The sequence below is a fragment of the Streptomyces sp. NPDC002018 genome (genome assembly GCF_042890865.1).
Taxonomy (GTDB): Bacteria; Actinomycetota; Actinomycetes; order Streptomycetales; family Streptomycetaceae; genus Streptomyces.
Map to the genome: position 1 here is coordinate 240,819 of NZ_JBIASO010000005.1, position 10,786 is coordinate 251,604.

Genomic DNA, 10,786 nt, shown 5'->3' on the forward strand with positions numbered 1-10,786 from the left:
ATGACCCGTCACCCGGGATCGTCACTCAGGGTTGTCCGCGAGGGATCTCGCGGCCCTGGCGCAGTGCGCGAGCGCAGCGCGCGCGTACGCGGGTGAAGCGCCCGCGAGCCCGCACGCAGGGGTGAGCACCACGGACTCCGCGAGAGTCCCGGGATTCAGCCCCAGCCTGCGCCACAACGTTCTGACACCCATGACGCTACCGGCCGGGTCTGACAACGGGCCGTCGGTGCCCGGCACGATTCCGGCGAAGAGTTTCGTACCGCCCTCCACCGCCTCACCGATCGCCTCCTCGTCACGCTCGGTGAGCAGGCTGGCATCGAACGAGACGGCGGCGGCGCCCGCCCGCCGCAGCAGCGCGAACGGCACCTCGGGCGCGCAGGTGTGCACGACCGCCGTCCCCCCGCTCACCGCGGTCACCTCCCGCAGCGCGCTCTCCACGACCTGGCGGTCCACGGCGCGGTGGGTGCGGTAGCCGCTGGCCGTCCTGACCTCGCCGCGCAGGACGGAGGTGAGCGACGGCTCGTCGAGCTGGAGCACCGGTACGGCGCCCGGCACCCGGCGCCGCACCTCCGCGAGATGCGCGGTCAGCCCCGCCACCAGCGACCCGGTCAGATAGCGGCAGGCCCCGGGATCGCTGAGCGCCGACTCGCCGTTGCGCAGTTCCAGCGCCGCGGCGAGCGTCCACGGCCCGACGGCCTGGATCTTGAGCGGGCCCTCGTATCCCTGGGTGAACTCCTCCAGCGCGTCGAGGTCCTCGCCCAGCCAGGACCTGGCCCGCTTGGTGTCCCGCCCCGGCCGGTCGCCGACCCGCCAGCCGCTCGGCTCCACGCGCGCGTAGACCTCCACGAGCAGTCCCGCCGTACGGCCGATCATGTCGGCGCCCGGCCCCCGCGCGGGCAGTTCCGGCAGGAACGGGAAGTCCTCGAAGGTGCCCGTGACGGCCTTGGCGGCCTCCCTGGCGTCGCCGCCGGGCATCGAGCCGACACCGGTGGCGGGCCCCCACACGACATCGCTCATCGGCCCGGCCTGACGGTCAGGTCGTCGATCTGGGCGTCCCGCGGCAGGTCGAGCGCGGTGAGGATGGCCGTCGCCACCGACCCGGGGTCGATCCAGCGCGACGCGTCGTACTCCTTGCCCTCCTGCTGGTGGACCCTGACCTGCATGGGGCTCGCCGTACGGCCCGGATAGACGGAGGTCACCCGGACCCCGTTCGGCTTCTCCTCGTCGCGCAGCGCGTCGGCGAGCGCCTTGAGACCGTGCTTGGAGGCGCCGTACGCGCCCCACTGGGCGTGGGCGCGGAGCCCGGCGCCCGAGTTGACGAAGATCACCTGCCCCTGGGAGATCCGTAGCTGGGGCAGGAGGAGCCGGGTCAGTTCCGCCGGGGCGACCAGGTTCACGGCGAGCTGGCCCTGCCAGACCTTGGGGGTCAGCTCCCCGACGGGGCCGAGATCGACCACGCCCGCGATGTGCAGGAGCGAGTCGAGCCGGTCGGGCACCGGCTGCTGGGCCAGCGCCCAGGAGAGCCGCTCGGGGACGGCCAGATCGCCGACGAGCGTCCGGGCGCCGGGGAAGGCCGCGCCGAGTTCCTTTGCGCGGCCGGCGTCGCGGGCGAGAAGCAGCAGGTCGTCGCCGCGCTCGTGCAGTCGGCGCGCGACGGCGGCGCCGATGCCCGAGCCCGCACCGGTGATGAGATGGGTAGCCATGCGGTCATCGTCGCATCACCGGCGACCGGTCAGCGCACGCCCGCGCTCTCCTCCAGATAGGCGAGGGCGCCGACCCCGTCCTCGGCGAAGAACACCAGGTCGGTGAGGGGGACCGGCAGGAAGCCCTCCTCGTCCATCCGCCGGAACTGCTGCTTCAGCCCGTCGTAGAAACCCGCCGTGTTGAGCAGCACCACGGGCTTGGTGTGCAGGGCGTGCTTCTTCAGCTCCAGGATCTCCGTGGCCTCGTCCAGCGTGCCCGCGCCCCCGACCATGATCACCACGGCGTCGGCCCTGGCGAGGAGCAGCGCCTTCCGCTCGGCCAGGTCCTTGGCGATGACCATCTCGTCGGCGCCCGGCCGCGCGAATTCCTTGAGGAAGTCCACCGAGATCCCGACCAGCCGGCCGCCGGACTCCTGCACCCCGTCGGCGACGACCTTCATCAGTCCGCTGTCGGAGCCGCCCCACACCAGGGTGTGGCCGCCCTTGCCGATCAGCTCGGCGAATTCACGGGCGGGTCCGGTGTAGCGCTCGTCCAGATCGGCGGCGGAGAGGAAGACACAGATATTCATGGGGCAACGGTAAGGGCCGGTGCGCCCCCGCCGGGAAGACTCCGCCCCGGATCGTTGCTGAAGAAGGAGGCACGAGCCAGGAAACGCACGAGCCGGGAACGCACGAGCCGGGAACGCGGGAAACCGGGAGCACAGGAAGCCGGGAACGCACGAGCCCGACACGCACGAGCGCGACACGCATGAGCCGGACACGCATGAGCCGGGAATCACCGAAGGGACGGATCACATGGCCACGGGACACATCATCACCGTCGAGCAGGGGACCGAGCACGTTCGCGTCGTACACGACGGACAGGTGCTCGCCGAGAGCCGCAGCCCGCTGGTGCTGCGGGAGACCGGCTGCCCCGTGCGGTACTACCTCCCGCCGGAGGATGTGCGCACGGAACTGCTGACGCCTTCGACGACCACCACGCACTGCCCGTTCAAGGGGGACGCCTCCTACTGGTCGCTGCCCGACGCACCGGATCTCGTCTGGGCCTATCCCACGCCGAAGGCCGAAGTCGCCCAGGTCAAGGACCACTTCTGCTTCTACGGAACCGAAGTCGTCGCGGCCTGAGCGAAAGTCGCGGACGGGAATGAGAATGGACCATGAAAAACCCCGTCGTTGAGCGATGAGCCGTACGCGCCGCGCCGGTCTGCATCACCATGGAGCACGTGTGCACTGCCAAGTCGGGGGACGGCACCCCCATCGCCTACCGGCGTACGGGCGAGGGTCCACCGGTGATCCTGGTCGGTGGCGCGCTCCATACGGCGCGATCGCAGGCTCCGCTGGCGGGGCTGCTCGCGCCGGTCTTCGAGGTGCTCAGCTACGACCGGCGCGGGCGCGGCGCGAGCGGTGACACCGCTCCGTACGCCGTGGAGCGGGAGATCGAGGACCTCGCGGCGCTGATCGCGGCGGCGGGCGGCAGTGCCTCCGTGTACGGCGTCTCCTCGGGCGCGGCACTCGTCCTGGAGGCGGCGGCGGCCGGGCTCCCCGTCACCCAGCTCGCGGTGTACGAGCCGCCGTACGCCACCGGCCCGGCGGATCCGCCGGTGTACGCGGCCTACGCCGAGCGCCTCTCCGGACTGCTGGCGCGGGGGCTGCGGGCCGAGGCCGTCGAGCTGTTCCTGTCCTTCGCCGGGGTGGCGCCCGACACGGTCGCCGGACTGCGGCGGTCACCGATGTGGCCGGAGCTCACGGCCCTCGCGGGGACGCTCGCGTACGACAGCGCGTTACTGGGCTCCGGCCCGGTCCCGGCGGAGCGGCTGCGGTCCGTCAGGGTCCGCGCGATGGTCGTGGACGGGGGATGCAGTCCGGTGCTCCTGCGGAACGCGGCGAGGGCGGTGGCCGAGGCGCTGCCCCGGGGCCGCCACCGCACCCTGACGGGCCAGACGCACGAGGTGGCCCCGCATGTGCTGGCACCGGTGCTGGTGGAGTTCTTCGCCGCGTAGGCCCGCGCGGGGTTTCCCACGCGGAACTGTTCCCCGCGAGGAACTGTTCCCCGCACCGGATCCCGCGCGCGGGGTCCCACGCGCCGGGGGAGCTGCGAGAATCGCCCAACCCCGTTCCCCATGGGGACACTTGGTACTCCTGCCCACCCTTGACATGGACATGACTCACCGATAGGTCTGGTCGTTCAACGGGCGTAGACCCCGGATCCGCTCGCGCGGAGACCGTCGAACCGACCGACCTGGAGGAAGCATGTACCGACGATCGACGCCAGGGAGACGGACGGCGCTGTCCGCGCTCGCCGGCCTGGTCACCGCGGCGCTCGTCGCCACGGCCCAGCCCGCGGGCGCCGCGCCCGCCCCCGTCGGTCCGGCCGGCCGGGACGCCATGAGCCGGGCCTTCGCACGCGCCGCCGCCGAATTCGACGTGCCCCGGGACCTGCTGGTGGCGGTCGGGTACGGCGAGACCCACCTCGACGGGCACCGCGGCGAACCGAGCCAGGCCAACGGCTACGGGGTGATGCACCTCGTGAGCAATCCGACCCGCCGCACCCTGGAGAAGGCCGCCGAGCTGACCGGCGAGCCGGCCGCCGAGCTGCGTGAGGACACCGCGGCGAACATCCGGGGCGGCGCGGCCGTACTGCGCTCCTACGCCGACGGGCTGGGGCTGGACGCCTCGGAGCGGCGCGGCGTCGACGAGTGGTACCCGGTGGTGGCCCGCTACGGCGGAGCGGCCGACACCGCCACGGCCCGGCTCTACGCCGACGCCGTCTACACGTTCCTCGCCCAGGGCATCACCGCGAACGCCGCGGGCGGCGAGCGGGTCACCGTACGGCCGCGCGCCGTCGCGCCCGAGCGCGGCCGGTACGCGGCGGGCGCGGGCGGGCAGCGCGCCGCGCTCAGCCCGGACTATCCGCCCGCCGCCTGGGTCCCCGCCAACGCGGCCAACTACGCTGTCGGCCGCAGCGCGTCGATCAGCACCGTGGTCGTCCATGTCACCCAGGGCTCCTACGCCGGGACCATAAGCTGGTTCCAGAACCCGTCCTCGCAGGTCAGCTCCCACTATGTGGTGCGCTCGTCGGACGGCGCGATCACCCAGATGGTCCGCGACAGCAACACCGCGTACCACGCGCGCTCGGCCAACGCCTCCAGCCTGGGCATCGAGCACGAGGGGTTCGTCGCCGACCCGAGCTGGTTCACGGACGCGATGTACCGTTCCTCCGCCGCCCTGACGAAGTATCTGTGCGAGCGCTACGGCATACCCAAGGACCGGGCGCACATCGTCGGCCATGTCGAGGTGCCGGGCAACGACCACACCGATCCGGGGCCGAACTGGAACTGGAACTATTACATGCAGCTCGTCGGCGGCAGCTCCGGCGGCGGCGGCGGGGGCGTACAGCTCAGCTTCCCCTCGTACAACACCCTCAGGAGCGGTTCCACCGGCGCCCAGGTGACGGCCGCTCAGACCCTGCTCAACCAGCAGGGATACGACGCGGGCACCGCGGACGGTGTCTTCGGCACCCGGACCGCGAACGCGGTCGCGTCCTTCCAGAGCGCCCGCGGGCTCAGCTCGGACGGTGTGGTCGGCGCCCGCACCTGGACGGCCCTGCTCTCGGCCGGCAGCGCCACCGTGGTGCGCGAGGGCAGCACGGGCGCGGCGGTGGAGCGTCTCCAGCGCGCGCTGACGGCCGCGCTCGGGCGGACCGTGTCCGCCGACGGGCAGTTCGGGTCGGGGACGGCCCAGGCGGTCCGGGACTACCAGAGCAGCCGTGGGCTGACGGCGGACGGCATCGTCGGCGCGGCCACCTGGTCAGCGCTCCAGGCCGGACGCTAGGACCGGGCCGGACGTCAGCTCCCGTCCGGACGCCAGGCCCTGTCCGGACGGCGGCGCGGGGGACGGACGGGGGCGGACGGGCCCCGGTGGCGTCCGGCACCGACCCGCTCGTGCGGGGGCCGTACCGGCCTCCGCACGCGGGGGCGGCCGTACAGACCGTACGAGCCGTACGAGCCGTTCGAGCCATCAAGCCGTACCGAGGGCCGGCGACGTGAAGGGCTCGGCCGGTCAGCCGGTCGGCCGCCTGTGCGCAGGCGCCCGGACGGCCGGCCGGTGGTCAGCCGGCCAGGGCCGCCGTGCGGCGCCGGGTCGTCGCGATCGTCGCCGAGCCGACCACCCGCGTGCCGTCGTAGAGCACGATCGCCTGGCCCGGCGCCACCCCGCGGACCGGCTCCTCGAAGCTGACGTGCAGCGTCCCGTCCGTCAGCTCCGCCGTCACCGCCGTCTCCCCGCCGTGGGCGCGCAACTGCGCGGTGTAGCCGCCGGGGCCCGTGGGGGCGGTGCCGCACCAGCGGGGCCTGACGGCCGTCAGCGCCAGGACGTCCAGCGCGGCGGCCGGGCCGACCGTCACGGTGTTGTCGACGGGCGAGATGTCCAGGACATAGCGGGGCTTGCCGTCGGCGGCCGGGTGGCCGATGCGCAGGCCCTTGCGCTGGCCGATGGTGAAGCCGTACGCGCCGTCGTGGCTGCCCACCTTCGTACCGGACTCGTCGACGATGTCGCCCTCGGCCCGGCCCAGACGCGCCGCGAGGAAGCCCTGGGTGTCACCGTCCGCGATGAAGCAGATGTCGTGGCTGTCGGGCTTCTTCGCCACGGCCAGACCACGGCGCTCGGCCTCCGCGCGGATCTCGTCCTTGGTGGTGAGGGTGTCACCGAGCGGGAACATCGCGTGGGCGAGCTGGCGCTCGTCCAGCACCCCGAGGACATACGACTGGTCCTTGGCCATGTCACTGGCGCGGTGCAGCTCGCGGGTGCCGTCCTCGCCGGTGACGACCGTCGCGTAATGGCCCGTGCACACGGCGTCGAAGCCCAGGGCGATCGCCTTGTCGAGCAGCGCCGCGAACTTGATCTTCTCGTTGCAGCGCAGACACGGATTGGGGGTACGGCCCGCCTCGTACTCCGCGACGAAGTCGTCGACCACGTCCTCACGGAAGCGCTCGGCGAGGTCCCACACATAGAACGGGATGCCGATCACATCGGCCGCGCGGCGCGCGTCGCGGGAGTCCTCGATGGTGCAGCAGCCGCGCGCGCCCGTGCGGAAGGACTGCGGATTCGCGGAGAGCGCGAGATGCACTCCGGTGACATCGTGGCCCGCCTCGGCGGCACGCGCGGCGGCGACGGCGGAGTCCACTCCGCCCGACATGGCGGCGAGCACACGGAGGGGGCGCTGAGGATTCTGAGTCATAGCCTCCCCAGGGTACGGCCCCGCGGGAACCGGAGTCGCCCCGGTTTGCGTTGACGATCACATGGGCGAGAAAACACCGGGCACGGCCCGGATCCCCGGTGGTGGCGGACGCCATCGCGGGGCCCCGGACTCCGGGGAGATCAGTCGCAGGACGGTGCTGATCGGCGGCGCCGCGGCGCTGATCGGCGGCGGCGTGCTGGCGCGGGAGCGGATCACGCGCGCGTGGTGGCGGGTGCCCGGCATCGACAAGCCGCGCACGGAAGGTGAGCTGGATTACACCTCGGCCCAGTGGGTCGCGGCGTCCCCGGCGAACTGGCGGCGGGCGGACCGCCCGGCCGACTACACGGTGGACCGTGTGGTGATCCATGTCGTCCAGGGCAGCTACCAGGTGGCGCTCAAGGTCTTCCGCGATCCGGCCCACGGCGCCGCCTCGCACTATGTGGTGCGCAAGGACGGCCATGTGGCACAGATGATCCGTGAGCTGGACGTGGCGTACCACGCGGGCAACCGCGGCTACAACGAGCGGTCCATAGGCATCGAGCACGAGGGGTGGGTGGACCGGCCCGCGTCCTTCACCGACGCGATGTACCGCTCGTCGGCGCGGCTGACCGCCGGGATATGCGAGCGGTACGCGATCCCCGTGGACCGGGAGCACATCATCGGCCATGTGGAGGTCCCGGGCACGGACCACACGGACCCCGGGCCGCACTGGGACTGGGACCGCTATCTCCGGCTGGTACGGGAGGCGGGCGCCCCGGGCACGGGCGCGGCCTGAGGCCCTCCGGGCCCCGTCCTCCGGGCCCCGTCCTCCGGGCCCCGTCCTCCGGGCGGACGGCGCTCCTTTCACCATCCGGACGAAAGACCCGGGAGGCCCTAGCTGAGGCCCGCGCTCCTGGCCCGGTCGACGGCGGGGCCGATGGCCTTCGCCACCGCCTCCACATCGGCCCGGGTGGAGGTGTGGCCGAGCGAGAAGCGCAGGGTGCCCCTGGCCAGATCGGGATCGCTGCCGGTGGCCAGCAGGACATGGCTGGGCTGCGCCACACCGGCCGTGCAGGCCGAGCCGGTGGAGCACTCGATGCCCTGGGCGTCGAGCAGCAGGAGCAGCGAGTCGCCCTCGCAGCCGGGGAAGCTGAAGTGCGCGTTGGCGGGGAGGCGGTGGTCGGGGTCGCCGCCGAGGACGGCGTCGGGGACGGCGGCCCGTACGGCCTCGATCAGTTCGTCCCGCAGGGCGCCGATCTCCTCCGCGAACCACTCGCGCCGTTCGGCGGCGATCCGGCCCGCGACGGAGAAGGCGGCGATCGCGGGGACGTCGAGGGTGCCCGAGCGCACATGCCGCTCCTGGCCGCCGCCGTGCAGCACGGGCACGGGGGTGTACTCCCGGCCCAGCAGCAGCGCGCCGATGCCGTACGGTCCGCCGATCTTGTGTCCTGAGACGGTCATCGCGGCGAGCCCCGAGGCACCGAAGTCCAGTTCCGTCTGGCCGAAGGCCTGGACGGCGTCGGAGTGCAGCGGAATCCCGAACTCCGCCGCCACCTCGGCCAGTTCACGGACCGGCAGGAGGGTGCCGATCTCGTTGTTGGCCCACATCACGGTGGCGAGGGCGACATCCTCCGGGTTGCGCGCGACGGCCTCGCGCAGCGCCTCGGGCAGCACCCGGCCGTAGGAGTCCACCGGCAGGTACTCGACGGTCGCGCCCTCGTGCGTGCCGAGCCAGTCCACGGCGTCGAGGACGGCATGGTGCTCCACGGGGCTGGCCAGCACCCGGGTCCTGGCCGGGTCGGCGTCGCGGCGGGACCAGTAGAGGCCCTTCACGGCGAGGTTGTCGGCCTCGGTGCCGCCCGAGGTGAAGACCACCTCGCTGGGCCGTGCGCCGAGGGCCTCCGCGAGCGCCTCGCGGGCCTCCTCGACGGTACGACGGGCCAGACGGCCGGCGGCGTGGAGCGAGGAGGCGTTGCCGGCGAGGCCGAACTGGGCGGTCATCGCCTCGATCGCCTCCGGCAGCATCGGAGTGGTCGCGGCGTGGTCGAGGTATGCCATGGTGAGCTCGATTCTACGAGTCACGGGAGGCACCCACGCGCCCGGTCCGCGCCGGCCCGGCTCCGTGACGGGACGGCCGGCCGCCCGTCGGTGTCCCCCGCGGGCCGGACGTCCCGCGGGGCCGGGGCGGCGGCGGGCCGGGACCGTGGCCCGGCGGCCCCCGGGATCCCGGCCCGGCGGGCCGTCAGCCGTCGGGCCGTCAGCCGCGCGGCGCGCGGGCCAGTTGGCGGGACTGGGCCACCAGACGGTCGGCGCTGTCCCAGATCTCCGCGTCCTCCTCCAGGAAGCCGCCGGCGAGATTACGGGTGGTGAGGGCGACCCGGAGCGGTCCCGGCGCGGGACGGCAGCGGACATGGACGGTCAGTTCGACCGTCGGGGTCCAGCCGGTGAGGCCCATCTCGAACGCGGTCGGCGGCAGCGCGTCCACGGCGAGCAGCAGCGCGAGCGGATCGGCGTCACGGCCGTCGGCGAATCCGAACCAGCCGCGCATCTCGCCGCGCCCCGAGGGGGTCCCGAGGGCCCAGCCGACCGTGGCCGGGTCCAGCCGCAGGGCGAGCCGGTCGATCATCGAGAAGTCACCGGGCGGCGGTGGTCCGTCGGCCGTGCCGACACAGTGCTCCAGCGGCGGGATCGCGGGCGGTTTCGCCGCCGTCCGCACATCGCCGGGCAGCGCGTCCAGCTCGCCGTACGAGGCGAGGACGCGTATCCGCTCGGTCTCGGTGCCGTCCTCGGCGGTCTGGAAGAGGGACGCCTGGCCGGTGGAGAGCGTACGGCCGGTCCGCACCACCTCCGTACGGACCACGGCGGGGCCGGGTGTCGACGGCGTCATGTAGTGCGCCGAGACGGCGAACGGGTCGGTGTGCGGCAGGGTGTCGCCGAGCGCCCGGCCGATCAGCGCCAGCAGATAGCCGCCGTTGAGGACGTTCATGATCGTCCAGCCCGGGTCGAGCTCCGCGTCGTGGACGCCCGGTTCCCGGAGGGTGACGGCGGTGCCGCGGTCGAACTCGCTGTCCCCGATGGACGCGATGGATGCCTGTGCCATGGAAGACAAGCGTACAAGAGGATTGTACTAAGCAGTAGCTTACCGGCGTACGGGTTCCGGCTCCTCGGCCGCGGCCGAGCGCCGGTTCCAGGCGCGCGGCGCCCGCCAGTGGAAGCGCATCGCCAGCAGCCGCAGCAGGAACGCGGTCAGGACGGCGAGCCCGCTGGTCAGCCCGTTCAGCGCGTCGAAGCGGATGCAGAGCGCCACCATCGTGGCGCCGACGATGGCCGGGACGGCGTAGAGATCGCGGTCCCAGCGCAGCAGCGAGGGCACCTCGTTGGCGAGGACGTCCCGCAGCACACCGCCGCCGACCGCCGTGCCGAGACCGAGCACCACGGAGGCGGTGAGGTTGAGGCCGTGCTCGTACGCCTTGGTGGTGCCCGTGACACAGAAGAGGCCGAGCCCCGCCGCGTCGAAGACATTGACCGCGCCCTGGATCCGCTCGACCTGCGGATGCAGGAAGAAGACCAGGGCCGTCGCCACCAGCGGCATGGAGAAGTACCCGAGATCGGTGAAGGCGGCGGGCGGGACGGCGCCGATGACCAGATCACGGAGCAGTCCACCGCCGAGCGCGGTGATCTCGGCGAGTACCGCCATACCGAAGATGTCGAAGTTCTTGCGCACGGCGAGCAGGGCCCCGGATATCGCGAAGACGAAGATCCCGGCGAGGTCCAGCCCGTGCTGGACGGAGGGCGTGAAGAGGTCGTGGAGCACCCCGACATTGTGCAGGGCACCGGTGAACAGACGGCCGGCCCCCGGCCCCCGTTC

The 10,786-nt window shown here is 73.0% G+C and carries 11 protein-coding genes; 4 read left to right on the top strand and 7 right to left on the bottom strand.

Annotation, left to right across the window (positions count from 1 at the left end; all coding sequences use genetic code 11):
- Positions 1-21 precede the first annotated feature (21 nt).
- The 3 genes from ACFYYH_RS10580 to ACFYYH_RS10590 are packed head-to-tail and all read right to left on the bottom strand — an operon-like array spanning position 22 to position 2,272.
- The gene (locus ACFYYH_RS10580; RefSeq protein ID WP_388548546.1) at positions 22-1,017 is read right to left on the bottom strand and encodes a methionine synthase; all 996 of its coding nucleotides are present in this window, start codon (positions 1,015-1,017) and stop codon (positions 22-24) included.
- On the bottom strand, positions 1,014-1,703 hold the full coding sequence (locus ACFYYH_RS10585; protein WP_388548548.1) for an SDR family oxidoreductase: 690 nt from the start codon (positions 1,701-1,703) through the stop codon (positions 1,014-1,016). The genes ACFYYH_RS10580 and ACFYYH_RS10585 overlap by 4 nt, the downstream gene beginning before the upstream one ends.
- A 29-nt stretch (positions 1,704-1,732) precedes the next feature.
- Positions 1,733-2,272 carry a TIGR00730 family Rossman fold protein gene (locus ACFYYH_RS10590; RefSeq protein ID WP_388548550.1) on the bottom strand — a complete coding sequence of 180 codons (540 nt, stop codon included), beginning with the start codon at positions 2,270-2,272 and terminating at the stop codon, positions 1,733-1,735.
- A 226-nt stretch (positions 2,273-2,498) separates the two neighbouring features.
- On the opposite strand from ACFYYH_RS10590, the gene ACFYYH_RS10595 reads away from it, so the two are divergent.
- The 3 genes from ACFYYH_RS10595 (at position 2,499) to ACFYYH_RS10605 (ending at position 5,534) form a co-directional block, all read left to right on the top strand.
- Positions 2,499-2,828, top strand: a complete 330-nt coding sequence (locus tag ACFYYH_RS10595) for a DUF427 domain-containing protein (protein ID WP_388548553.1) — start codon at positions 2,499-2,501, stop codon at positions 2,826-2,828.
- A gap of 89 nt (positions 2,829-2,917) precedes the next feature.
- Entirely contained in the window at positions 2,918-3,703 is a 786-nt protein-coding gene (locus ACFYYH_RS10600; RefSeq protein ID WP_388548556.1) for an alpha/beta fold hydrolase, read from the top strand.
- A gap of 250 nt (positions 3,704-3,953) precedes the next feature.
- Complete coding sequence (locus ACFYYH_RS10605; protein ID WP_388548558.1) at positions 3,954-5,534, top strand: peptidoglycan-binding protein; 1,581 nt, start codon at positions 3,954-3,956, stop codon at positions 5,532-5,534.
- Positions 5,535-5,811: 277 nt separating this feature from the next.
- On the opposite strand, the gene mnmA is transcribed toward ACFYYH_RS10605, so the two are convergent.
- Positions 5,812-6,939, bottom strand: a complete 1,128-nt coding sequence (mnmA, locus tag ACFYYH_RS10610; RefSeq protein WP_388548560.1) for a tRNA 2-thiouridine(34) synthase MnmA — start codon at positions 6,937-6,939, stop codon at positions 5,812-5,814.
- Between the two features lie 61 nt (positions 6,940-7,000).
- Here mnmA and ACFYYH_RS10615 point away from each other — a divergent pair, with 61 nt between their 5' ends.
- A complete protein-coding gene (locus ACFYYH_RS10615) occupies positions 7,001-7,714 on the top strand; it encodes an N-acetylmuramoyl-L-alanine amidase (RefSeq protein ID WP_388548562.1) in 714 nt (237 codons plus the stop codon).
- Between the two features lie 98 nt (positions 7,715-7,812).
- Here ACFYYH_RS10615 and ACFYYH_RS10620 read toward each other — a convergent pair whose 3' ends face one another.
- The 3 genes from ACFYYH_RS10620 to ACFYYH_RS10630 form a co-directional block, all read right to left on the bottom strand.
- Entirely contained in the window at positions 7,813-8,976 is a 1,164-nt protein-coding gene (locus tag ACFYYH_RS10620; RefSeq protein WP_388548564.1) for a cysteine desulfurase family protein, read from the bottom strand.
- A gap of 199 nt (positions 8,977-9,175) precedes the next feature.
- Entirely contained in the window at positions 9,176-10,018 is an 843-nt protein-coding gene (locus tag ACFYYH_RS10625) for a thioesterase family protein (protein ID WP_388548567.1), read from the bottom strand.
- Between the two features lie 39 nt (positions 10,019-10,057).
- Positions 10,058-10,732 carry a trimeric intracellular cation channel family protein gene (locus tag ACFYYH_RS10630; RefSeq protein ID WP_388548570.1) on the bottom strand — a complete coding sequence of 225 codons (675 nt, stop codon included), beginning with the start codon at positions 10,730-10,732 and terminating at the stop codon, positions 10,058-10,060.
- Positions 10,733-10,786 lie beyond the last annotated feature (54 nt).

Coding starts and splice junctions, on each gene's coding strand:
- ACFYYH_RS10605 (WP_388548558.1), top strand. CDS start 3,954: ATGTACCGACGATCGACGCCAGGGAGACGGACGGCGCTGTCCGCGCTC.
- ACFYYH_RS10595 (WP_388548553.1), top strand. CDS start 2,499: ATGGCCACGGGACACATCATCACCGTCGAGCAGGGGACCGAGCACGTT.
- ACFYYH_RS10600 (WP_388548556.1), top strand. CDS start 2,918: ATGGAGCACGTGTGCACTGCCAAGTCGGGGGACGGCACCCCCATCGCC.
- ACFYYH_RS10615 (WP_388548562.1), top strand. CDS start 7,001: ATGGGCGAGAAAACACCGGGCACGGCCCGGATCCCCGGTGGTGGCGGA.
- ACFYYH_RS10625 (WP_388548567.1), bottom strand. CDS start 10,018: ATGGCACAGGCATCCATCGCGTCCATCGGGGACAGCGAGTTCGACCGC.
- ACFYYH_RS10620 (WP_388548564.1), bottom strand. CDS start 8,976: ATGGCATACCTCGACCACGCCGCGACCACTCCGATGCTGCCGGAGGCG.
- mnmA (WP_388548560.1), bottom strand. CDS start 6,939: ATGACTCAGAATCCTCAGCGCCCCCTCCGTGTGCTCGCCGCCATGTCG.
- ACFYYH_RS10580 (WP_388548546.1), bottom strand. CDS start 1,017: ATGAGCGATGTCGTGTGGGGGCCCGCCACCGGTGTCGGCTCGATGCCC.
- ACFYYH_RS10590 (WP_388548550.1), bottom strand. CDS start 2,272: ATGAATATCTGTGTCTTCCTCTCCGCCGCCGATCTGGACGAGCGCTAC.
- ACFYYH_RS10585 (WP_388548548.1), bottom strand. CDS start 1,703: ATGGCTACCCATCTCATCACCGGTGCGGGCTCGGGCATCGGCGCCGCC.